Source organism: [Brevibacterium] flavum, from assembly GCF_019317305.1.
Classification (GTDB): Bacteria; Actinomycetota; Actinomycetes; order Mycobacteriales; family Mycobacteriaceae; genus Corynebacterium; species Corynebacterium glutamicum.
Window position 1 is genome coordinate 2,766,441 of the sequence record NZ_CP079240.1, and the last position, 21,839, is coordinate 2,788,279.

Here is a 21,839-nt window from a genome sequence, read left to right on the forward strand (position 1 = left end):
AGAATCAAACTTCCCTCAAGTGTTTTGTTGTGGGTAATTGCCGAGTTATTTTCCGAGAAGGTGGGTTGGGGTTTTGTAGGTTTCTTTACCTGTGGCAAAGGCGACCGCGGAAAGGACTGCGAAACCAAGGCACATCCAGGCAACTGGCTGCCAGTTTTCTGCTTGTCCACCAGTGAGCATTTCTGCAACAGCTGGCGCGAATCCTGAGACCAACAGGCCAAGCATGAGGCCAATAGCCATTCCTGAGTAGCGAACCTTTGCAGGGAACTGCTCCGGGAACGCTGCCATATACGTAGCGTTTGGCGCTGCGTAGAACAGGCCCATCAGAACCATCGCGGAGAGGTAAATCATGGCGATGTTTCCAGTGCTAATCGCATTGAAGAAAACGAACATCATGCCACCAGCACCAAGTGCACCGGTGATGAACACTGGCTTGCGGCCAATCTTGTCCGACAACAAACCGAAGAACGGCTGAGAGAACACAGCCATAAGGTTTGCCACCGCGATGACACCCAGCATGGTGGTGCGCTCAATGTCGCTGTACACCGCATATGCCAGACCGAAGACGTTCAAGATGGTGTTCATCATGGCGTAAGTAGAGGAGAACATCACGCGGAAGACAGCAGCCCAGTGGTTCTTGAACAGTTCCACAACTGGAGTTTCAGGAACCTTGGCCTCTTCAACTTCTTCTTCAAAAGTCTCAGACTCTTCCAGGTGCCTACGGATCCACAGGGCAACACCGGTCAAGATGATGCTCAAGATGAACGGAATGCGCCAGCCCCAGCTAAACAGCTGTTCATCAGGCAGAGCCGCGATGGGGATGAATACCACGGAGGAAAGCACGATTCCGAACATGACACCGGAAATGGTGAATGAAGAGTAGAAACCGCGACGACGCTGTGGTGCGTGTTCCATGGACAGCGATGCTGCACCCGGGGACTCACCGCCGGCAGACAATCCCTGCAGTAGGCGAAGCACCACAAGCATGATCGGTGCGAGGATTCCCACCTGGCCGTAGGTCGGAAGAAGTCCGATAGCCAAGGTGGACAGACCCATGGTGAACAAGATGATCATCAAAGTCTTTCGACGACCAATGGTGTCTCCCAAGTGTCCGAACAAAACCGCACCTGCTGGGCGAGCAACATATGCAACACCGAGTGTGGAGATAGACAACAGAACTGAGTTCGCGCCGCCTTCTGGGAAGAAGACGTGGGAGAACACGAGTGCAGCTGCCGAACCGTAGATGAAGAAGTCGTAGTACTCCAAGGTTGAGCCAAGGAATGCTGATAGAGCAGCTCGCTTGGCCTGTGGAGTGCCTTTTGTTGGATGGGCTTTGGCCGAATAGGCTTCGTGGGACATGGTGTCACCGACCTTCGGCGCTGGTGAGTTGATAGTCATCGTATTCCCTCTCAAAGGAATGGGTATTTAGGTCAAGTGGCTATCCGTTTGGAACCTAAACTGTGAGCTGGATAACCAATGGAATGAACTATATGGCGGATCACTTTGTAAGAGAAATACGGAATTCCACATTCTTTAAGTAAGATTTTGACTTAATTATGTAGTGGAGGTCACTTTTATGGCGTTAACCTTTGTAAATAGAAACTATTGAGAGTGTGAAGCCGTGTGAAAACACCACAAAACTAATTGAAAAAATCTTTGTTTGAGTCCTAATTTCCCCCTAATTTTTAGGCCTCTTTTGCACTTAAGGCTTAAAGATATCCAACGCAATATCGATGACCGCATCCCTAGCGACCCGACCCGAACCCTTCATCCACGCAATGCCATGCCGAAGCTCCACCGAATGCTGCTTAATAGGCAAATGCACCGTATTCGGTGGCGCCAACAAACCAGTTCCATGCGTCGTGATCGCCACCCCTACCCCAGCCCCCACCAACAACAGCGCCATGTAAGGATCATTAACTTGCTGGCTGATCCTCGGCACAAAACCAGCCTCAGCACACAACTGAAAGGTGGAATTCCTAAACACAGACCCCGCAAACTCCGGCGTCGTCACAAACCCATCTTCAGCCAGATCCACCAAATCCACCACGTCTTCCCCCGCAAGACGATGATCCTTCGGCAACACCACGCAAAACTCTTCCAAACTAATCAGCCGAGTCTCAATCTCTGGATCCTCAATGGGCAAACCCATCAACGTAATATCCAACGCCCCCAAGCGCAGCAAACTTACCGCTTCCCTCGTCAACTTCTGACCAACGAGCTCCAACTCCACATTAGGAAGCCGTTTATGCACCTCACTGGTCAAAAGCGGCAGCGTGGAATAGTTCAGCACACCAGAAAAACCAATGCGAACAACACCAACGATCTCCCCCTCGGCAGCATTCACAGCTTCCCTCGCCACCGCAGCGCTCGCCACAATCCCCCTGGCATGCGGCAAAAACGCCCGACCCGCGGCAGTTAACTCCACTGACCGGGTACTGCGATCAAAAAGCTTCTGCCCCAACTCCGACTCCAACCGCCGGATCAGCTGACTCAACGGCGACTGCGGCATCCCCAAACGAATCGCAGCATTACTAAAGTGCAATTCTTCCGCGACCGCGATAAAGCCTTCCAACCAACGAATCTCCACGAGACCCAATCCTATCGTGGAAAATCCCAGCTGTTCGTGGTTTTAGCTCTCATCGTCCATTTAAGACGTCGAGATTTCCACATGGGTATCGGCCTAGGGAGAGCAACTTTAGGCCCTTAGAAGCGATTCTGAGAGGTCGAACTTTTTGGATCCTCAGCCATGAAATCACCCTTATCGAGGCAAACCAGACAGGCGTGCTCACGATCCTCAAATCTGCGATCGGTGGGCATCTGGGTCTGGTTTTTCCCGCTCGAAACCAGACCACGATGCCCACGAATCCAGTTTATGGTTTCCGTGGGCATCGTGGTCTGGTCCACGGAAACCACCCGCTGAAAACGCTAAAATAGGCAAGGAAACTACATTGTTTCCTTGCCTCTGCATCTTAAAAGCCCTGAATTAGACGTCGCGTGCGATCAGATCGTCCAAGTTTTCTGGGGAGAGCAGGTATGGTGCAACTTCGAGGACGGTGAAGGCACCGCTTTGGCCCTGCTGCTTCATGCGATGAGCTGCACGACCGAAAGCGATCTGTGAGGAAGCGGTGAAATCTGGGTTTCGGTCCAGCTTGAGGATGTATTCCACGGTGTGGTTGAAGCCACCGGTGTCGCCGGTGGTAATCACGTGGCCACCGTGTGGCATGCCGGTGTGCTCGGAGTCAAAGGTGGCCTCATCAATAAAGTTCACTTCGACTTCATAGCCAACGAAGTAGTCGGGCATGGTGCGGATGTCGTTTTCGATGCGCTCGTGATCGGCCGCGTCAGCAACCACGAAGCATTGGCGCTTGTGGGTTTGCTTTCCGGTGAGGTCGCCGGCTTCGCCACGGCGGGCCTTTTCCAGGGCTTCTTCGGATGGGAGGGTGTACTGGACGGCCTTTTGAACGCCAGGGATGCGTCGCAAAGCATCGGAGTGGCCCTGTGACAAACCTGGGCCCCAGAAGGTGTGCTGCTGGTGCTCGGCTAAGACTGCCGCTGCGTAGACGCGGTTGATGGAGAACATTCCTGGATCCCAGCCGGTGGAGACAAGTGCAACGTTGCCGGCTGCGGTGGCGGCTTCGTTCATGACCTGACGGTGGCGTGGGATGTCGCGGTGGTTGTCGTAGGTGTCTACGGTGCAGGCGAACTGCGCGAACTTTGGTGCCTGCTCAGGGATGTCGGTGGCGGAGCCCATGCACAGGAACAGCACGTCTACGTCATCAGCGTGCTTGTCCACGTCGGCGACATCAAAGACTGGCGTCTTTGTGTCGAGAGTGGCCCGGCGCGAGAAGATTCCTACAAGGTCCATGTCGGGCTGCTTGGCAATAAGCTTTTCGACGCTGCGTCCCAGGTTTCCGTAGCCCACGATAGCTACGCGGATGTTGGTCATGTTCTTGTAATCCTCCAAAATTGTGGTGGCACTGTCCTGGTCGAGCTTACCGAGATGCATACTTAGATGATGATTCAGGGACATCTCTTTCATCAGGACCGAAAGCGAACGTTTCGTATTGTTGAGCCTTTTGGTTCCACCACGGATGCGCTGATCTATTTTCATGGCTCCCAGCAATCGGGATCTGTGGGGCGCAGCTTCACCAACAGGACTTTTGATCCACTGCCGTTCATGGTGGTTTATCCAGATGGGGTGGATCAGCATTGGAATGATGCGCGGTTGGGTTTGGATGAAAACACCCGCCATTTAGGTATTGATGATGTGGGGTTCTTTGTAAAACTCGCCACGCACTTGGGCAACACGTATGGCATCAAAAGGATCTTTGTTGTTGGCTATTCCAACGGTGGGCAGATGGTGTTGCGGCTCATGCATGAGGTTCCCAAGATGCTCAGTGGCGCTGCAACCATTGCATCCAACATGCCAGTTGCTGAAAATACCTTGCCGCAGGTGAAAACCTTCAAGACACATCCGGTGCCTTATTTGGCGATGGCTGGAACTGCCGATACTTTTTCACCGTATGAGGGTGGCGATGCCGGTATTGGTCGCGAACACCGCCGTGGCGTGGGCATGTCCGCCTTTGATTCAGCTGCCTATATTGCCGCCCGAAACGGACTGACCGAACACCGCCACAACGTGGTTGATGATGTGGTGTCGATCGATACCTGGGATGGAGAAAATCCCGTTGAGTTTTGGACACTCAACGGGATCGGCCACTTGGTACCAAGTGGGAAAACTTATCCAGAATTTCTAGGCCCCTCAACCACATCCGTGATAGCGGCTGAGGAGATTGGGAAGTTCTTTGATGGGGTCAGGCGTCGATAAGCTCCAGCTTTAAAAACGCATTGCGCAAGCCGTCCTGCCCAACAGCATCCGTGACCAGGTCAGCAGCAGCCTTGAGCGATTCGGTGGCCTCGCCCATCGCGACGCCGTAAGCGCTCGCCTCAAATAGGGAGAGATCCTCATCGCTGTCGCCGAACGCAATGGTGTTTGCGCGATCTGCGTTCAGGTACTTCAGCAGGCGATCCACGCCGATCTTCTTGTTGACAGAGACACCGATCGTGCCGAACAACGCACCCGTCTGGCCACCCCACGTGGTGTGCTCCAGGTTAGGGAACGCCTCACGCGCTGCGTCCAAATCTTCCTGAGAATTGAAGATGTAACTGATCTTGTTCACATCGTCACGATCAAGGCTCGCGCCCCAGAACATATCCGGGTACATGCTATCGACTGTCACGTCGGTCTTCTCCGAAAGGCGAGACAGCACTGGCTTAGAAGCCTCACGGAAACCACGGCTTGCATACAAACCGTTGTTGGACTCGAGATAAAACTCCAAACCACGGTTGTAGAGCCACTCCACAATGTGGCGGGTCTCCTCACCCGACAAACGGCGGTGGAACACAGACTCCTGTGCGCTTTCCACATATCCACCATTTGCGCCAATGAGGCCATCCACTCCGATATCCCACAACTGAGAAGTCACCTCAGCGCTGCTTCGACCAGAGCTCAAGTACACGCGGTGTCCTTTGGCGCGTGCCTTACGGATCGCGTCAACGGCCGAACGCGGAACTTCATTTGAGTAATCCAGCAATGTGCCACCGATGTCTACGAAAAGTAACTTTCCCATGCCCCAAACTTTACGCGTAAATGAGGTACATAATCGAGGAAATTAAAGAACTTCTAATCTGAAAGAAACTCCCGCTACCCTGCAGCCTTACCGACAAGCCCCCTCAGCTTCGCCTCAAACTTGTCACTAACAGCCAAAACAGCGAAACTCGTGGCCCAGAAATCTCCGTCATCCAGAAAAGCTTCGTCATTAAAACCAATGCTTCCATAGCGGGAATCGTGTTGGGAAGCTGGTTGAAAAAATACGATAACCGTGCCCTCACGCGCATACGCTGGAGCGCCGTCTCGCACCTGAGGATCAAGGTGTGGTGCTTCATCTTTAACGACCCTGTGCAGCAACTCCGCGATCTCTCGATCAAGACCCTCCAACGACTCAATCACCGAGACACAATCTGCAGCCTCACGTTCTTTCTCTTTGGCGCCGACCCCACCAGCACCCTCCGCTCTCAATTCAGCAGCACGCAGCTTTAACGCTTGTAGCTCAGCAGCACTAATACCCTGGGCCATCTGACTCTCCCCTGCCATCGATTAGTTTCAACTTTTCAGTTCGATCCTAGGGTAACGATTTTGAAGAGGATTCGCCTAGGGAAATTAGCCCTAATCATTCATATTGAATTTCGCCCCACCTGCCAGGCTTTCGATCCTGGACCGAGCTCAATACCGAGCAGTGCAAAGTTTAACTCAAGATCTTAGAATGTTGCATATTGTTTTTTAGTTGCGTTGCATATTAAAACAATTTGTCATAACTTACATCCATGACAACAAATCAAGAAAAGTATCCAATCAGCGATCTAGTTCGCAACCAGCGCCGAACTCTCGACATGAATCAAGAGCATCTAGCTAAAGCCATAGACAAAACCCGATTCTGGGTAATCGACCTCGAAAAAGGAATATCCCGGAGAACCGGTGAACCATTCACCGTCGATCCAATGATGTGCATGAAGCTTGCAGAGGCTCTCGACCTTGATCCAGTAGAGGTTTTAAGCGCAGCGAAAGTTCCCGAATCTGAATGGCCAAATTTTTCGAAGATCATCTCCCAAAGTGACTATGTGAAGCATGTGGACATAACAAGACTGACCGTCCGCCAGCAAGATCTAGTCATCAATCTGGTCAACGAATTTAAGGAGCTTAATTTGAACACGCCATATGAAAAGTAACTAATTTCGACCCAAACGGGAGCCTAAGTGAAATGAAATAATCTCCTCACCAACTGGCGACATTCAAACACCGTTTCATTTCCAAACATCGAGCCAAGGAAAAAGAAAGCCCCTAAGCCCCGTGTTATTAAATGGAGACTTTTTGGAGACCTCAAGCCAAAAAGGGGCATTTTCATTAAGAAAATACCCCTTTGACCTGGTGTTATTGAGCTGGAGAAGAGACTTGAACTCTCAACCTACGCATTACAAGTGCGTTGCGCTGCCAATTGCGCCACTCCAGCACCGCAGATGCTGATGATCAACAACTACGAATACGTATCTTAGCGTATGTGTACATCACAATGGAATTCGGGGCTAGAGTATCTGGTGAACCGTGCATAAACGACCTGTGATTGGACTCTTTTTCCTTGCAAAATGTTTTCCAGCAGATGTTGAGTTTTGCGACCCTTCGTGGCCGCATTTCAACAGTTGACGCTGCAAAAGCCGCACCTCCGCCATCGCCACTAGCCCCGATTGATCTCACTGACCATAGTCAAGTGGCCGGTGTGATGAATTTGGCTGCGAGAATTGGCGATATTTTGCTTTCTTCAGGTACGTCAAATAGTGACACCAAGGTACAAGTTCGAGCAGTGACCTCTGCGTACGGTTTGTACTACACGCACGTGGATATCACGTTGAATACGATCACCATCTTCACCAACATCGGTGTGGAGAGGAAGACGCCGGTCAACGTGTTTCATGTTGTGGGCAAGTTGGACACCAACTTCTCCAAACTGTCTGAGGTTGACCGTTTGATCCGTTCCATTCAGGCTGGTGCGACCCCGCCTGAGGTTGCCGAGAAAATCCTGGACGAGTTGGAGCAATCCCCTGCGTCTTATGGTTTCCCTGTTGCGTTGCTTGGCTGGGCAATGATGGGTGGCGCTGTTGCTGTGCTGTTGGGTGGTGGATGGCAGGTTTCCCTAATTGCTTTTATTACCGCGTTCACGATCATTGCCACGACGTCATTTTTGGGAAAGAAGGGTTTGCCTACTTTCTTCCAAAATGTTGTTGGTGGTTTTATTGCCACGCTGCCTGCATCGATTGCTTATTCTTTGGCGTTGCAATTTGGTCTTGAGATCAAACCGAGCCAGATCATCGCATCTGGAATTGTTGTGCTGTTGGCAGGTTTGACACTTGTGCAATCTCTGCAGGACGGCATCACGGGCGCTCCGGTGACAGCAAGTGCACGATTTTTTGAAACACTCCTGTTTACCGGCGGCATTGTTGCTGGCGTGGGTTTGGGCATTCAGCTTTCTGAAATCTTGCATGTCATGTTGCCTGCCATGGAGTCCGCTGCAGCACCTAATTATTCGTCTACATTCGCCCGCATTATCGCTGGTGGCGTCACCGCAGCGGCCTTCGCAGTGGGTTGTTACGCGGAGTGGTCCTCGGTGATTATTGCGGGGCTTACTGCGCTGATGGGTTCTGCGTTTTATTACCTCTTCGTTGTTTATTTAGGCCCCGTCTCTGCCGCTGCGATTGCTGCAACAGCAGTTGGTTTCACTGGTGGTTTGCTTGCCCGTCGATTCTTGATTCCACCGTTGATTGTGGCGATTGCCGGCATCACACCAATGCTTCCAGGTCTAGCAATTTACCGCGGAATGTACGCCACCCTAAATGATCAAACACTCATGGGTTTCACCAACATTGCGGTTGCTTTAGCCACTGCTTCATCACTTGCCGCTGGCGTGGTTTTGGGTGAGTGGATTGCCCGCAGGCTACGTCGTCCACCACGCTTCAACCCATACCGTGCATTTACCAAGGCGAATGAGTTCTCCTTCCAGGAGGAAGCTGAGCAGAATCAGCGCCGGCAGAGAAAACGTCCAAAGACTAATCAGAGATTCGGTAATAAAAGGTAAAAATCAACCTGCTTAGGCGTCTTTCGCTTAAATAGCGTAGAATATCGGGTCGATCGCTTTTAAACACTCAGGAGGATCCTTGCCGGCCAAAATCACGGACACTCGTCCCACCCCAGAATCCCTTCACGCTGTTGAAGAGGAAACCGCAGCCGGTGCCCGCAGGATTGTTGCAACCTATTCTAAGGACTTCTTCGACGGCGTCACTTTGATGTGCATGCTCGGCGTTGAACCTCAGGGCCTGCGTTACACCAAGGTCGCTTCTGAACACGAGGAAGCTCAGCCAAAGAAGGCTACAAAGCGGACTCGTAAGGCACCAGCTAAGAAGGCTGCTGCTAAGAAAACGACCAAGAAGACCACTAAGAAAACTACTAAAAAGACCACCGCAAAGAAGACCACAAAGAAGTCTTAAGCCGGATCTTATATGGATGATTCCAATAGCTTTGTAGTTGTTGCTAACCGTCTGCCAGTGGATATGACTGTCCACCCAGATGGTAGCTATAGCATCTCCCCCAGCCCCGGTGGCCTTGTCACGGGGCTTTCCCCCGTTCTGGAACAACATCGTGGATGTTGGGTCGGATGGCCTGGAACTGTAGATGTTGCACCCGAACCATTTCGAACAGATACGGGTGTTTTGCTGCACCCTGTTGTCCTCACTGCAAGTGACTATGAAGGCTTCTACGAGGGCTTTTCAAACGCAACGCTGTGGCCTCTTTTCCACGATCTGATTGTTACTCCGGTGTACAACACCGATTGGTGGCATGCGTTTCGGGAAGTAAACCTCAAGTTCGCTGAAGCCGTGAGCCAAGTGGCGGCACACGGTGCCACTGTGTGGGTGCAGGACTATCAGCTGTTGCTGGTTCCTGGCATTTTGCGTCAGATGCGCCCTGATTTGAAGATCGGTTTCTTCCTCCACATTCCCTTCCCTTCCCCTGATCTGTTCCGTCAGCTGCCGTGGCGTGAAGAGATTGTTCGAGGCATGTTGGGCGCAGATTTGGTGGGATTCCATTTGGTTCAAAACGCAGAAAACTTCCTTGCGTTAACCCAGCAGGTTGCCGGCACTGCCGGGTCTCATGTGGGTCAGCCGGACACCTTGCAGGTCAGTGGTGAAGCATTGGTGCGTGAGATTAGCGCTCATGTTGAAACCGCTGACGGAAGGCGAGTTAGCGTCGGGGCGTTCCCGATCTCGATTGATGTTGAAATGTTTGGGGAGGCGTCGAAAAGCGCCGTTCTTGATCTTTTAAAAACGCTCGACGAGCCGGAAACCGTATTCCTGGGCGTTGACCGACTGGACTACACCAAGGGCATTTTGCAGCGCCTGCTTGCGTTTGAGGAACTGCTGGAATCCGGCGCGTTGGAGGCCGACAGAGCTGTGTTGCTGCAGGTCGCGACGCCTTCGCGTGAGCGCATTGATCACTATCGTGTTTCGCGTTCGCAGGTCGAGGAAGCCGTCGGCCGTATCAATGGTCGTTTCGGTCGCATGGGGCGTCCCGTGGTGCATTATCTACACAGGTCATTGAGCAAAAATGATCTCCAGGTGCTGTATACCGCAGCCGATGTCATGCTGGTTACGCCTTTTAAAGACGGTATGAACTTGGTGGCTAAAGAATTCGTAGCCAACCACCGCGACGGCACTGGTGCTTTGGTGCTGTCCGAATTTGCCGGCGCGGCCACTGAGCTGACCGGTGCGTATTTATGCAACCCATTTGATGTGGAATCCATCAAACGGCAAATGGTGGCAGCTGTCCACGATTTGAAGCACAATCCGGAATCTGCGGCAACGCGAATGAAAACGAACAGCGAGCAGGTCTATACCCACGACGTCAACGTGTGGGCTAGTAGTTTCCTGGATTGTTTGGCACAGTCGGGAGAAAACTCATGAACCGCGCACGAATCGCGACCATAGGCGTTCTTCCGCTTGCTTTACTGCTGGCGTCCTGTGGTTCAGACACCGTGGAAATGACAGATTCCACCTGGTTGGTGACCAATATTTACACCGATCCAGATGAGTCGAATTCGATCAGTAATCTTGTCATTTCCCAGCCCAGCTTAGATTTTGGCAATTCTTCCCTGTCTGGTTTCACTGGCTGTGTGCCTTTTACGGGGCGTGCGGAATTCTTCCAAAATGGTGAGCAAAGCTCTGTTCTGGATGCCGATTATGTGACCTTGTCTTCCCTGGATTTCGATAAACTTCCCGATGATTGCCAAGGACAAGAACTCAAAGTTCATAACGAGCTGGTTGATCTTCTGCCTGGTTCTTTTGAAATCTCCAGGACTTCTGGTTCAGAAATCTTGCTGACTAGCGATGTCGATGAACTCGATCGGCCAGCAATCCGCTTGGTGTCCTGGATCGCGCCGACATCTTAAGGTGCCAGGGCTTTAAAGTGCCAGGGGTTCTGTGGGATCCGTACACTGGTTCCCATGACTTTGACTATTGAGGAAATCGCCAAGACCAAAAAGCTTTTGGTTGTGTCCGATTTTGATGGAACCATCGCAGGATTTAGCAAGGACGCTTACAACGTTCCTATCAACCAGAAATCCCTCAAGGCGGTAAAAGACCTCTCCCAACAAGCAGACACTGATGTTGTCATTTTGTCGGGACGTCACCTGGAGGGATTGAAGACGGTTCTTGATCTTGGTCAGTACGACATCACCATGGTGGGTTCACACGGTTCTGAGGATTCCTCCCGCCCGCGTACCCTCACTCCTGAAGAGGTAGCTCGCCTCGCCAAGATTGAAGCAGATCTGGAAAAGATCGTCGACGGCATCGAAGGCGCATTCGTGGAGATCAAGCCTTTCCACCGCGTGCTGCACTTCATCCGTGTTTCCGACAAGGACAAAGTCCAAGGAATCCTCGCCCAAGCAGCACACGTAGACTCTTCCGGCCTGAAGGTTACTAACGGCAAGAGCATCATCGAATACTCCATCAGCTCCACCACCAAGGGCACTTGGCTGAAGGAATACGTTGACCGCACCGAGCCCACTGGTGTGATTTTCCTCGGCGATGACACCACCGATGAGCACGGTTTCAAAGCTTTAGAAAACGATGATCGTGCCCTAACCGTCAAGGTTGGCGAAGGAGACACTGCAGCCAAAACCCGCGTCGACGATGTTGATAATGTGGGAATTTTCCTAGAGAAACTCGCCTACCACCGCATGCAGTATGCGGAAAGCGTGCGATTGGGGATTTAAGAGAGCCTAAACGCACGAAAAGTGCCACAAGCCTAGATTGGCGCAACCGTGGAACCTGGGTGGAAGGAAGTTTCCAATTCCACTTCTGGTTCCACGTATTCTTTGTCAATCATTTTCAACAGTGTTTCGCCGGCTTTGAACCCTTTGAGTTTGTTGGGTTGGATGACGGTGGTGAGATCCCGTGCGAGTGCCATGTGGGTGCCATCGAAACCAGTGAGGGATAGATCTGCAGGCGCTGATTTACCTACGCTTTTAAGGTATTCCAGAACGCCGAATGCCAGTGCATCGACGGTACAGAGTACTGCGGTGAGATTTGGGTGTGTTTCTAGAAGTTCTTTGGCCACTTCGAAGTTGTGTTGGCGGTTGTTGATCCAGCATTCCATGATCGGCACGGTGTCGGGATCGATTCCCGCTTCGATAAAGACTTCCATGGCACCCCTGACTCGGTCGCGTTGTACCTGGTATTGGGCGTTTTCGAGGCGCTCGCGGGTGACTTCGCCGTCGTTGTTTGCGCGGTCTAGGCGGATGGACAGGATGCCGATTTTGCGGTGGCCGGCGTCGATTAGCGCTTGAGCTGCAGGGGCGATGGCTTTGCGGTTATTTGGGGCAATAAACGGCATACCTTCTTCACCTGCAGGCTGATCAGCGATGACAGCGGGCAAACCACGGGCACGAATGGCATCGATGTGTGGATCACCCTTGGCAACGGAGTAAATAACCACCCCGTCAACTGCAGCGTTGTTGACTAATTGTTGAGCCGAGACATGGTCAACGCTGCTCGCGGGCGAGGCAGGAATCAGCGTTAGTTGGGTGTCTCCAGCAGCTTGAGCCACGCCGGCGAGGAAATCCACGGAGGCCATATCTTCGAAGGCATAAGTGAGGTCCTCGGTAAGTAGCACACCGATCGCGCCTGCTCTGCGTGTACGAAGGCTGCGGGCCACCGGATCAGGGCCGAGATAGCCCATATCTTCAGCGGTGTCGAGGATGCGTTGGCGAAGTTCTGCGGAGAGTTGCTCCGGCCGGTTGTAGGCGTTGGACACTGTGGTCCTTGAGACACCTAATTTCGCGGCGATGGACGCGAGGGTTCCGTATTGTTGTTTCCTACCCATAATCATTTCAATCTACCAGTTACCCCTATGGCGTATCCGAGGTCTAACGCGATTTTGCGATTTTCAATAAGTTTTCATGTTGACAGCTGTTTTCAATAAGCATTTAATGGCAGGTATGAAAAAGCTTCTTTGGACACTCCCCATCCTCCCACTGGTACTAGCTGGCTGCTCAACCGGTTCAGCAGATTCCGCAGATTCCACCAACGCTGCCGGATCCGATTCCCTTAAAGTGGTCACCTCCACCCAGGTGTGGGCTGACGTCGCCGAAGCTGTCGCCCCAGATGTAGACATTGAAGCAATTATTACCGGTGGCGACATCGACCCTCATTCCTTCGAGCCTTCCGCTACCGATATGGCTAAAGTTTCCGAAGCTGACATCATTATCGTCGGTGGCGGCGGTTACGACTCCTGGCTCTACGGCACCTTGGAAGACGATGATCGCATCATCCACGCATTGGATCTCTCAGAGCATGACCACAGCGAGCACGAAACCGAAGAGGCACACGACCACGACGAAGAGGGCCACGATCATGACGTCGACAACGAGCACGTCTGGTACTCCACCGAATACGTCTCTGAGGTAGCTGAAGAGTTCGCAGAAAAAGCCACCGAACTTGATCCCGAGGCGCAGGCCGATGCAACGGCTGTGACCACCAAGATGGACGAGCTGCACAATCAGATTCACGATCTTCCAGCAGTTCGCATTGCTCAGACCGAGCCGATCGCCGATCACATTTTGTCCCACTCCGACATGGTGGAATCCACCCCTGAGGGTTACCGCGCAACCACGTTGAGCGAGAGCGAGCCAACCGCAGCAGATGTTGCGTCGTTCCAGGATGCAATTAACAACGGTGACATCGATGTTTTGATCTACAACCCACAGTCCGCGTCGACTGTCGCGACCAGCTTGAAGGATTTGGCGGAAGAAAAAGGCATCCTAGTTGTTGAGATCTATGAGACCCCTCAAAACACCGAGAATTTCCTCGATGTATTCACCAAGGCAGTTGATGATCTCACCGCTGCCGCTAACCAGGTTTAGAATTATTTAAATGCTGTTGACTTTCACTGATGCTGCGGTGGATCCCCTCTGGAAGGGCTTGAATTTAGAGCTCCGACAGGGGGAATTTCTTGCGGTTTTAGGCCCCAACGGCGTGGGAAAATCCACGCTCATCGGTACGATTTTGGGCACCCGAAAACTCACCCACGGTTCGGTTAAAACTGATGCCCGGGTGGGTTATATTCCGCAACAACGAATTTTCGATGTCCCGTTGCGTGCCCGCGATATGGTTTCGCTGTCCGCGGCGCATGGCGTGGTTTCCAAAAGGGGACCCGCGAAGGGTGACGTCGATAAGCTTCTTGCCCGCGTGGGCGCTTCCGGAATCGCCGATCGACGCGTCGGCGAGCTCTCCGGCGGGCAGCAGCAGCTCGTCCGCCAAGCCCAGGCCCTTGCCACGCGCCCGCAATTATTGCTTGCCGACGAACCCCTCCTCAGCCTTGACCCCGGCGTCGCGCAGCGCACGGTGTCCCTATTTGGTGAATTGAAGGCCGAAGGCGTCGGCGTTGTTGTGGTCACCCACGATGTCAATCCACTAATGGGCCTGGTAGATCGCATTTTGTACCTCGCCCCCAACGGCCACACCATCGGCACGGTTGGCGATGTCATGCAGTCCGAAAAACTCAGCGAACTCTACAACGCACCCGTCACGGTGGCTCGCATCAACGACAGAATCGTGGTGGTTTAAGTGGATCTATCCACCTGGCTTTCCGACACCCAATATCTCATCAGCGTCGATTTCGTCCAGCACGCACTCATCGCCTCCGCGCTGTTGGGCCTGCTCTCCGGTGTGATCGCGCCGCTCATCGTGGTGCGCCAACAGTCCTTCGCTGTCCACGGCACCGCCGAACTCGCCCTCATGGGAGCCGCCGCCGCGCTGCTCTTCGGATTGAATGTAGGCGGCGGTGCAGTGATCGGTTCCGTGGTCGCCGCGATCCTGCTGGCATTACTCGGCATGAAACAACAAGATTCCGCCGTCGGTGCCGTGATGAGTTTCGGCCTCGGTCTGTCCGTGCTGTTCATTCACCTCTACCCCGGCCGAAGCTCCACCGCGTTCTCCCTGCTCACAGGGCAAATCGTTGGTGTTTCCTCATCATCACTGTGGATTCTGGTGGCAGTCACCGTTATCGTGGTTGGCGCCGTGGTGATTTTCTGGCGCCCGCTGCTTTTCGCCAGCGCCGATCCGATCATGGCGCAGGCCTCCGGAGTAAACGTCCGATTCATCGCCGTTGCCTTCGCAGTTCTGGTTGGCCTCACCACGTCCCAGTCCGTGCAGATTGTCGGTGCGCTGCTGGTCATGGCATTGCTGATCACTCCCGGCGCGGCCGCTGTGGCGGTGACCGCCAATCCAGTGAAAGCCGTGGTGCTGGCAGTCATCTTCGCGGAAGTATCGGCTGTCGGTGGCCTGCTATTGTCGCTAGCGCCTGGTTTGCCGGTGAGTGTTTTTGTCACCACCATCTCTTTTGTGATTTACCTGGTCTGCCGCCTGATCGGTTGGCTCCGCGGCCGTGGAGCTCAGCGTGACGAAGATGCTTATCGACGCCGCCAGCACGATCACCACCCTCACTAGGCGTTTCGAAGTCCTATTTCAAGGGTTCGTGTCCACTTAAAAGGGGAAACCAGACAGGCGTGACAAAAATCTAGATTTCCGCCAGGTTTTGGCACGCCTGTCCGGTTTGCCTCGGATGAGGTGATTTCACGGCCAAGATCCCAAAAGTTCGACCTCACAGAATCGCTTCTAAGGGTCTAAAGCTGCTCTCCCCAGACTCACTACCCATATGGAAATCTCGACGCCTTAAACGCCTATGTTTCGAGGTTGCTTCTTAACAGCGATTTCACGGTTCCAATACCTCAAGCTCAATTTCTCAGCGGCGATTTCGCTCGGTTTTCCCCGGTTTTCCGACCGAAATCGCTGTTAAGAAATCGACATTTAGGAGTTAGCCAGTTCTTTGCCCGCGATGTATCCGAATGCCAGCGCTGGGCCAAGGTTGATGCCACCTGCTGGGTAGAAACCACCCATGATGGAGGCACGATCGTTGCCTGCGGTGTAGAGGCCACCGATGATCGTGTCGTCATCGCGGAGAACTCGTGATTTTCCATCGGCTTTGATGCCATCGAAGGTGCCAAACGAACCCGGAACAACTTTTACTGCGTAGAACGGGCCCTTTTCGATTGGTGCGAGTGATGGGTTGGGGCCGATCTTGGGGTCGCCGCCATACTTGTTGAATGCAGTGGATCCGCGACCGAATTCTGGGTCTTCGCCCCGGCGCGCGTTTTCATTGAATTCCGTGACGGTGGCGCGCAAACCTGTAGGATCAATGCCACATTTTTGGGCTAGTTCCTCGATGGTTTTGCCCTTTACCAAGTATCCAGAACGCAGGTATGGGGTGAGTGGTACTGGTAGTGGCTTGGCCATTCCCAGTGGGTATTTGCGCACGAAGGTGGAGTCGGCGATCTGCCAGGATGCAACTGGTTCGCCTTCGGGGGCTGCTTTCAGCATGGCGTCAACGTAGTCGTAGTAGCCGTTGGCTTCATTGACGAATCGCTTACCTGTGGAGACAACACCGATGGAGCCTGGTTTTGCGCGGTCCATGATGTGGGGGAAGGTGCCGACCTTTCCGTTGAAGTATGGGACCAATGAAACAGGGCACCATGCTGCAGGTGATTTCAGGTCGTTGACAAAACCTGCACCGATTTCCCGAGCCATGGATAGTCCGTCGCCGGTGGTTTCTGCTGGCGCGAGGGTCCAGTGTTCTTGGCCTGATGGGGTGCGTGGGAAGAGTTCCTTGCGCAGGTCAACGTTGTTGGGGAATCCACCAGTGGCAAGCACGACGCCGGCAGTGGCTTCGAAATCTACCAAGCCCTGTGGGGTTTGTACTTTCACGCCGGTAACGCGGTCGTTTTTGTAATTCAACGACACTGCGGAGTGATTGACCAGGAGATCAACGCCCAGCTTGTCTGCAGAGGTAGCCAGTCGAGCGGTGAGTGCTGCACCGTTGACCATCTGCATATTGCGTTTGTGCACGACCATGTCCCACATGTGCACGATGACGCGCCTGGCGGCATGTACCCAACCACGTGGATCGAACTGTGAAGCAGAGAGGAATTTCGTCAGGTCAGGCCCAGCCATGATGCCCATTCCCAGGAAGGAGGTTTCATACAGCTGGTGGCGCAGTTTTGGAAGAACACTCTTGGGTACTTTGCGTCCGTTGAATGGTTTTGGCCCAACGGAGCGGTGTCCAGTGCCAGCACCGGGGAGGTTGCCGTAGATGTCGTTGATTTTCGCGCCGGGGGTCCACTGCAGGTCGGTGTTGTTTTCAAAGAAATCGACCATTTCAGGGGCTGCGTCCAAGAAGGCGGAGATGTTGTCTTCTTGGTAGTACTCCCCCACTATCGCTTGCAGGTAGGTTTGGAATTCTTCTTTGGATTCCACTACTCCGTCTTTGCGCGCAAGGCTGGTTCCAGGAGTCCAAGCCCAACCGCCGGACCAGGTGGTGGCTCCACCGAGTACTGAGGCCTTTTCGATTACAGCGACTTTCTTACCGCCGTAAGCTGCTCTGACTGCAGCTGATAATCCGCCAGAGCCGGAACCGACAACGATGACATCATATTGGTGTTTCATTTAGACTGCTTCCTCAATTTTTTCTAACAGAGCTTGGGTGGTGTTGTAGAGGTGGTTGATCCATCCGGCGTCGCCACGAGAGGCTACTTCCCCATCGTTGGGGGTCTCCACGCTGAGTGGGACGTTAGAATCCAGGGCGTTGACAAAGGTCAGGAGGTTTTGTTCACCTTCGCCGGGAGCCAGACGCAGGGAGCGGGATTCTGTAACCAGTCCGTCGAGGTCAGCCGGGCGTTGCAGAGGGCTATCGCAAAGCTGGAGAACTCCTAGAACATCGGTGGCGTCGGTGAGTTCTTCTGGGGTGGCTCCGAACCTGGCCATGTGCAAGGTGTCCGCCACGACTTTTGCACCGGAGTCTCTGGCGATTGCTGCTGCCTGCGGAATGGAATGCACGCTGCGGTAAGAGATTGGCTCTAGGGCTGGGGTGACTCCGAAATCGCGGGCATCGTCAACCATGGCACCGATCGTGTCGGTCAGGCGCGCAATGTTGTCATCACCGGCGGCGATGGTGAAGGTTTTAGCTCCCAGTGCTCCGGCGGCTTCTAGTGCGGGAAGCCAGGCCTCGCGGGTGGTGTCTGCGTTTACCTGTAGGAATTCAGTGTCGAGCACATACAGGCCGGTTTCTTTCAACGCTTGTTGGGTTGCAGCCAGCAGTGGGGATCCTGGGGAAAGGTCATATACAGGTTCGTTGGGGGTTACTGCGATGACGCGCAGACCGACAAAGGAGAAACCAGTGGCAGCTGCGAGGCGCACTAGTTGATCAGGTGGTGTGGACAGGGAGGATAAAGGTGCAAGACCGATTTGGCGTGACATTTTAAAAGCTTCCGTTAGATCAAAGAGACCGGCTGGTGGGTGGCTGCTGATTCGTAGACACCAAGGAGAACTTTCAGAGCTCTGGTGGCATCGCAGCCGGTGATCAGTGGTGGGCGATCTTCGTTGAGCGCATCGATAAAGTCTGCGATCTGGGCGGTGTGATACGGGATCAAAGCACCGTTGATGGTGGAAAGATCGGCATTGGGATAAAGATCCGCGGGGTGGGATGGGGTGGTTTCGACGGTGTTGTTTTCACTGCGAACAATGAGCCTGCCGTCGGTACCTTCAGGGAATTCCAGGATCGTCATGGTGGCACCCTTTGTTCCCATCAGCTGCACTTGTGCGCCGAGTGCTGGCTCTGCGGCGGTGGTGGCTGAAATTGTGGCCAACGCGCCCGATTCAAAACGCACAGTGGCAACGGCGCTGTCTTCGACTTCGATGTTGTCGCCGTGTTTGAAGGAGTTGGTGTAGCCGAAAACTTCCACGGGTTCGCCCAACAGCCAGCACAAAAGATCGATGTAGTGGATGGCTTGAGTCATCAGCACTCCACCGCCGTCGGCTGCCCAGGTTCCTCGCCATGGGGTTGCTGTGTAATAGGAATGCTCGCGGTAAAGCGCTACTGTGCATTGGCCCATGATGGGTTGGCCAAGGGAGCCGTCGACAAGCTCCTTTTTCATTTTTTGAGCCGCGGGCCAGAAGCGGCGCTGGAAGAGCACGCCAAGTTGGACCCCTGCGGTGTCGCAGGCATCGATCATGCGCTGTGCGGAATCGAGTTCGATGGCGATTGGCTTCTCACAAAGCACGTGCACTCCGGCGGCAGCAGCGGCGAGGACCACTGTTTCGTGGGTTGGATGTGGGGTGCATACTGCGACGATGTCCACCCCGGAGGCGAGGATCTCATCGACAGACGTGAAACTGGAAGAAATTCCATATTTCGCTGCGGTTTCCGATGCTTTCGCACCATCCACATCACAGACTGCGCTGACTTCTGCGCCGGGGATTGCCTGAACTGCTTCGATATGGTTTCGGCTGATTGCACCGCAACCGATGATGCCGACTTTCCAGATCTTGTCAGACATTATTTCTTCCCTAGATCTTCAAGCTTGGTGAAGGCGGTTTCCTTGGTGGTCAAAATAACTGCGGCAGACAGTGCGATTGCGCCGATGATGAATCCAGCAACAGCTTCCCAACCGTTCCATGCGTACAGGGCGGTGGCGATGGTTGGTGCGAAACCAACGATGATCAGACCGAGCTGGTTGCCCATAGCCATGCCGGTGTAGCGCACGGAAGATGCGAACATTTCTGGGAAGAAAATGGTCCACACGCCGTTCCAGCAGGAGTAGAACAAACCTTGGTTGACCAGGCACAGTGCGAAGATCAGCACAAGGTCAGCTTCAGAGATTGCCTGGAAGTAGAAGTAGGTGGTGATTGCACAGGTGATGGCTCCGAACAGCAAGACTGGCTTGCGGCCAATGCGGTCAGAGACCCACGCGGCCAAAGGAATCGTTCCGATGGAAAGCCCCAGCGCGATGGTGTTCACCATCACCATGAAGGAACGATCGATGCCGATTTCGTTGGTGGCGTATGCCAGTGCGTAAACGTTGAAAGTGGTCTGAACAACGGCGAAGAAGGTGATCAGGAAAACTCGTGCGACACCAATGCCCTGGGTGCGCAGCACAGCCAAAGCCGGAGCGCCTGCGTCCTCTTCGGCCTTCTCAGTTGGTGCTTCCTCCAGTCGGGTGCGCACGAAGTACGCGACAACTAAAACCAGTGCGGAAAGCAGGAAAGGTACGCGCCAGCCCCATGACATGAGGTGTTCTTCCGGCAGCATCAAGAACGGTATAAATACCAAGCCAGCCAGGACGTTTCCAACTGAGCAACCCGCCATCACCGATGAGGTGAAGAATCCACGCTTGCCTTCAGGGGAATGTTCCATGGTCAGTGTGGATGCACCTGCGGCTTCTGCGCCTGCAGAGAATCCCTGTGCGATACGGGCGATCATCAACAGCACGGTCGCCCAAATGCCGATCTGTCCGTAGGTGGGCAGAAGTCCGATGGAAATGGAGGCGATACCCATGATCATCAGCGTCACCATGAGGGCGGTTTTGCGACTGATCTTATCGCCAACATGTCCCATCACCAGACCACCGATGGGGCGCGCAATGTACGCAACACCGAATGAGGCGAGAGAGCCGATCGTCGCGACGACTGGGTCGCCCTGTGGGAAGAAGAGGTGATTGAACAGCAGCGCGGAGGCGGTGCCGTAAATGACAAAGTCGTAGTACTCCAGAGTCGAACCCAAAAGTGACGCCAAGGCGGCTTTCTTTGGGGACTTTGCTGGGCTTTCTGCCTCACGCAGCTTCAAAGATGCAGTTTCAGGAGCGGCGGTTGCGGTCCTCACGGTTTCCATGTGATCACCCTTTCTCATTAAGAATCATGAACTTAATCACGTTTAATGTTCTTTAGAATAGGTGTCACAAACACACAACCAAGTTCTTCCCATTCAATGGTAAGAGGTGGGTGTAGGGGGCATTCACACCAAATGTGCGCGTTCGAAATGCGAACTTAATATAGAGAGTCTTTTTGTAGCCTTACGCTGAGCTTTTGGCATGCATCAAGCACCACAGTAACCGCCTGATTCACATCAATTTCATCGTTCCTCGCCACTACCCCCACTGATGCCCGAACAACCCCTTTTCGATCAAAAACCGGAGCCGCAACCGCCGTATTCTCCGGAATCAGACCACCCACAAATACAAAATGCCCCGTCGCGCGAATTTCCGGGAGCATCGCAGCTACAGCAGCACCATCCGTAATATCCCCCGAAATGGAATCCTTAAACGGCGAACTCGTCACTGCCTTAATGGTTTGCGGCGAAGCAAACGCCAACATCACCAACCCCAATGATGTGGTGTGCAAATCCAAACGCCCCGCATGCCTGCCCAAAAGACGCAGCTGACTATCCGTCGAATCGAAACGCTCCACATACAAAATCGTACGATCCACAAAATCCGGCACCGCCAAACACACGTATTGTCCCAGCTCTTCACGCACATCACTCAAGATGGTCTGAGCTTGCAGCCTCATGCGCTCCAAAGGATTCGCCCTCACAAACGTCTCCCACGCATGCGTGCCGATGCCATATTTGCCGTCAGAAAAGCGCTCCAGCAACTTCACCGACGTCAATTCCACGACCAAACGGTGCGCCGTCGAGCTAGGCAAACCACTGCGACGCGCGATTTCCGAGGCCCCCAACCTCGCGTTTTCTGCATCAAAGCAGTGCAACACCCGCATCGTGCGCTGCAACACCGTTTCCCCCGATGAAGAATTAGCCATGCCCAAAGTATAGGGAAGCGTCGAAAAGCATT

At 53.6% G+C, this 21,839-nt stretch carries 21 protein-coding genes and 1 tRNA gene; 10 read left to right on the top strand and 12 right to left on the bottom strand.

Annotated features, from left to right (window positions below; genetic code table 11):
- Positions 1–45: 45 nt before the first annotated feature.
- The 3 genes from shiA to KW808_RS13495 all read right to left on the bottom strand — a co-directional run bounded on the left by shiA (position 46) and on the right by KW808_RS13495 (position 3,949).
- Complete coding sequence (shiA, locus tag KW808_RS13485) at positions 46–1,398, bottom strand: shikimate transporter (protein ID WP_003853963.1); 1,353 nt, start codon at positions 1,396–1,398, stop codon at positions 46–48.
- A gap of 304 nt (positions 1,399–1,702) precedes the next feature.
- Positions 1,703–2,590, bottom strand: coding sequence for an HTH-type transcriptional regulator ShiR (shiR, locus tag KW808_RS13490; RefSeq protein ID WP_003863076.1), 888 nt, complete (start codon positions 2,588–2,590; stop codon positions 1,703–1,705).
- Positions 2,591–2,986: 396 nt separating this feature from the next.
- A complete protein-coding gene (locus tag KW808_RS13495) occupies positions 2,987–3,949 on the bottom strand; it encodes a diaminopimelate dehydrogenase (protein ID WP_034983278.1) in 963 nt (320 codons plus the stop codon).
- Between the two features lie 66 nt (positions 3,950–4,015).
- On the opposite strand from KW808_RS13495, the gene KW808_RS13500 reads away from it, so the two are divergent.
- Positions 4,016–4,831, top strand: coding sequence for a CE1 family esterase (locus tag KW808_RS13500; protein ID WP_003863068.1), 816 nt, complete (start codon positions 4,016–4,018; stop codon positions 4,829–4,831).
- On the opposite strand, the gene KW808_RS13505 is transcribed toward KW808_RS13500, so the two are convergent.
- Together KW808_RS13505 and KW808_RS13510 are read right to left on the bottom strand one after the other, a co-directional pair.
- On the bottom strand, positions 4,818–5,633 hold the full coding sequence (locus tag KW808_RS13505) for a Cof-type HAD-IIB family hydrolase (protein ID WP_003853955.1): 816 nt from the start codon (positions 5,631–5,633) through the stop codon (positions 4,818–4,820). The genes KW808_RS13500 and KW808_RS13505 overlap by 14 nt on opposite strands.
- 74 nt (positions 5,634–5,707) lie before the next feature.
- Positions 5,708–6,139, bottom strand: coding sequence for a hypothetical protein (locus KW808_RS13510; protein ID WP_003863065.1), 432 nt, complete (start codon positions 6,137–6,139; stop codon positions 5,708–5,710).
- Positions 6,140–6,387: 248 nt separating this feature from the next.
- On the opposite strand from KW808_RS13510, the gene KW808_RS13515 reads away from it, so the two are divergent.
- Positions 6,388–6,789 (top strand): helix-turn-helix domain-containing protein, encoded by a 402-nt coding sequence (locus KW808_RS13515; RefSeq protein ID WP_003853941.1) that lies wholly within the window; start codon positions 6,388–6,390, stop codon positions 6,787–6,789.
- Positions 6,790–6,997: 208 nt separating this feature from the next.
- Here KW808_RS13515 and KW808_RS13520 read toward each other — a convergent pair.
- A tRNA-Thr gene (locus tag KW808_RS13520) sits at positions 6,998–7,070 on the bottom strand.
- Positions 7,071–7,217: 147 nt separating this feature from the next.
- Here KW808_RS13520 and thrE point away from each other — a divergent pair.
- The 5 genes from thrE (at position 7,218) to otsB (ending at position 11,876) form a co-directional block, all read left to right on the top strand.
- Entirely contained in the window at positions 7,218–8,687 is a 1,470-nt protein-coding gene (thrE, locus tag KW808_RS13525; RefSeq protein WP_034983280.1) for a threonine/serine exporter ThrE, read from the top strand.
- Between the two features lie 79 nt (positions 8,688–8,766).
- Entirely contained in the window at positions 8,767–9,096 is a 330-nt protein-coding gene (locus tag KW808_RS13530; protein ID WP_003853934.1) for a hypothetical protein, read from the top strand.
- A 12-nt stretch (positions 9,097–9,108) separates the two neighbouring features.
- Positions 9,109–10,566, top strand: a complete 1,458-nt coding sequence (locus KW808_RS13535) for an alpha,alpha-trehalose-phosphate synthase (UDP-forming) (RefSeq protein WP_003863060.1) — start codon at positions 9,109–9,111, stop codon at positions 10,564–10,566.
- Positions 10,563–11,051 carry a membrane protein gene (locus tag KW808_RS13540; protein ID WP_003863057.1) on the top strand — a complete coding sequence of 163 codons (489 nt, stop codon included), beginning with the start codon at positions 10,563–10,565 and terminating at the stop codon, positions 11,049–11,051. Before KW808_RS13535 ends, KW808_RS13540 begins: the two co-directional genes overlap by 4 nt.
- 54 nt (positions 11,052–11,105) lie before the next feature.
- A complete protein-coding gene (otsB, locus tag KW808_RS13545; RefSeq protein ID WP_003863055.1) occupies positions 11,106–11,876 on the top strand; it encodes a trehalose-phosphatase in 771 nt (256 codons plus the stop codon).
- A 32-nt stretch (positions 11,877–11,908) separates the two neighbouring features.
- Here otsB and KW808_RS13550 read toward each other — a convergent pair whose 3' ends face one another.
- Complete coding sequence (locus KW808_RS13550) at positions 11,909–12,991, bottom strand: LacI family DNA-binding transcriptional regulator (protein ID WP_034983184.1); 1,083 nt, start codon at positions 12,989–12,991, stop codon at positions 11,909–11,911.
- 100 nt (positions 12,992–13,091) lie between these two features.
- Here KW808_RS13550 and KW808_RS13555 point away from each other — a divergent pair, with 100 nt between their 5' ends.
- Genes KW808_RS13555 through KW808_RS13565 form a run of 3 tightly spaced genes read left to right on the top strand, consistent with a single transcriptional unit; the run spans position 13,092 to position 15,609 of the window.
- Positions 13,092–14,024, top strand: coding sequence for a metal ABC transporter solute-binding protein (locus KW808_RS13555; protein WP_003863049.1), 933 nt, complete (start codon positions 13,092–13,094; stop codon positions 14,022–14,024).
- 10 nt (positions 14,025–14,034) lie between these two features.
- Positions 14,035–14,727: a metal ABC transporter ATP-binding protein gene (locus KW808_RS13560; RefSeq protein WP_003853925.1), complete on the top strand. Its 693-nt coding sequence runs from the start codon at positions 14,035–14,037 to the stop codon at positions 14,725–14,727.
- Positions 14,728–15,609 carry a metal ABC transporter permease gene (locus KW808_RS13565; protein WP_003863047.1) on the top strand — a complete coding sequence of 294 codons (882 nt, stop codon included), beginning with the start codon at positions 14,728–14,730 and terminating at the stop codon, positions 15,607–15,609.
- 360 nt (positions 15,610–15,969) lie between these two features.
- On the opposite strand, the gene KW808_RS13570 is transcribed toward KW808_RS13565, so the two are convergent.
- The 5 genes from KW808_RS13570 to KW808_RS13590 form a co-directional block, all read right to left on the bottom strand.
- Positions 15,970–17,661, bottom strand: a complete 1,692-nt coding sequence (locus KW808_RS13570; RefSeq protein ID WP_003863046.1) for an FAD-dependent oxidoreductase — start codon at positions 17,659–17,661, stop codon at positions 15,970–15,972.
- Positions 17,662–18,471 (bottom strand): sugar phosphate isomerase/epimerase family protein, encoded by an 810-nt coding sequence (locus KW808_RS13575; RefSeq protein WP_003863044.1) that lies wholly within the window; start codon positions 18,469–18,471, stop codon positions 17,662–17,664.
- Between the two features lie 14 nt (positions 18,472–18,485).
- Complete coding sequence (locus KW808_RS13580; RefSeq protein ID WP_003863042.1) at positions 18,486–19,550, bottom strand: Gfo/Idh/MocA family protein; 1,065 nt, start codon at positions 19,548–19,550, stop codon at positions 18,486–18,488.
- Positions 19,550–20,881 (bottom strand): MFS transporter, encoded by a 1,332-nt coding sequence (locus KW808_RS13585; RefSeq protein WP_003863040.1) that lies wholly within the window; start codon positions 20,879–20,881, stop codon positions 19,550–19,552. Before KW808_RS13585 ends, KW808_RS13580 begins: the two co-directional genes overlap by 1 nt.
- A gap of 155 nt (positions 20,882–21,036) precedes the next feature.
- A complete protein-coding gene (locus tag KW808_RS13590) occupies positions 21,037–21,807 on the bottom strand; it encodes an IclR family transcriptional regulator (RefSeq protein WP_230622982.1) in 771 nt (256 codons plus the stop codon).
- Between the last annotated feature and the right edge of the window lie 32 nt (positions 21,808–21,839).

Excerpts from the sequence above, each read along its gene's own strand:
- shiA (WP_003853963.1), bottom strand. The coding sequence starts at position 1,398 with ATGACTATCAACTCACCAGCGCCGAAGGTCGGTGACACCATGTCCCAC.
- KW808_RS13495 (WP_034983278.1), bottom strand. The coding sequence starts at position 3,949 with ATGACCAACATCCGCGTAGCTATCGTGGGCTACGGAAACCTGGGACGC.
- KW808_RS13500 (WP_003863068.1), top strand. The coding sequence starts at position 4,016 with ATGATGATTCAGGGACATCTCTTTCATCAGGACCGAAAGCGAACGTTT.
- KW808_RS13505 (WP_003853955.1), bottom strand. The coding sequence starts at position 5,633 with ATGGGAAAGTTACTTTTCGTAGACATCGGTGGCACATTGCTGGATTAC.
- KW808_RS13510 (WP_003863065.1), bottom strand. The coding sequence starts at position 6,139 with ATGGCCCAGGGTATTAGTGCTGCTGAGCTACAAGCGTTAAAGCTGCGT.
- KW808_RS13515 (WP_003853941.1), top strand. The coding sequence starts at position 6,388 with ATGACAACAAATCAAGAAAAGTATCCAATCAGCGATCTAGTTCGCAAC.
- thrE (WP_034983280.1), top strand. The coding sequence starts at position 7,218 with ATGTTGAGTTTTGCGACCCTTCGTGGCCGCATTTCAACAGTTGACGCT.
- KW808_RS13535 (WP_003863060.1), top strand. The coding sequence starts at position 9,109 with ATGGATGATTCCAATAGCTTTGTAGTTGTTGCTAACCGTCTGCCAGTG.
- KW808_RS13540 (WP_003863057.1), top strand. The coding sequence starts at position 10,563 with ATGAACCGCGCACGAATCGCGACCATAGGCGTTCTTCCGCTTGCTTTA.
- otsB (WP_003863055.1), top strand. The coding sequence starts at position 11,106 with ATGACTTTGACTATTGAGGAAATCGCCAAGACCAAAAAGCTTTTGGTT.
- KW808_RS13550 (WP_034983184.1), bottom strand. The coding sequence starts at position 12,991 with ATGATTATGGGTAGGAAACAACAATACGGAACCCTCGCGTCCATCGCC.
- KW808_RS13555 (WP_003863049.1), top strand. The coding sequence starts at position 13,092 with ATGGCAGGTATGAAAAAGCTTCTTTGGACACTCCCCATCCTCCCACTG.
- KW808_RS13560 (WP_003853925.1), top strand. The coding sequence starts at position 14,035 with ATGCTGTTGACTTTCACTGATGCTGCGGTGGATCCCCTCTGGAAGGGC.
- KW808_RS13570 (WP_003863046.1), bottom strand. The coding sequence starts at position 17,661 with ATGAAACACCAATATGATGTCATCGTTGTCGGTTCCGGCTCTGGCGGA.
- KW808_RS13575 (WP_003863044.1), bottom strand. The coding sequence starts at position 18,471 with ATGTCACGCCAAATCGGTCTTGCACCTTTATCCTCCCTGTCCACACCA.
- KW808_RS13580 (WP_003863042.1), bottom strand. The coding sequence starts at position 19,550 with ATGTCTGACAAGATCTGGAAAGTCGGCATCATCGGTTGCGGTGCAATC.
- KW808_RS13585 (WP_003863040.1), bottom strand. The coding sequence starts at position 20,881 with ATGGAAACCGTGAGGACCGCAACCGCCGCTCCTGAAACTGCATCTTTG.
- KW808_RS13590 (WP_230622982.1), bottom strand. The coding sequence starts at position 21,807 with ATGGCTAATTCTTCATCGGGGGAAACGGTGTTGCAGCGCACGATGCGG.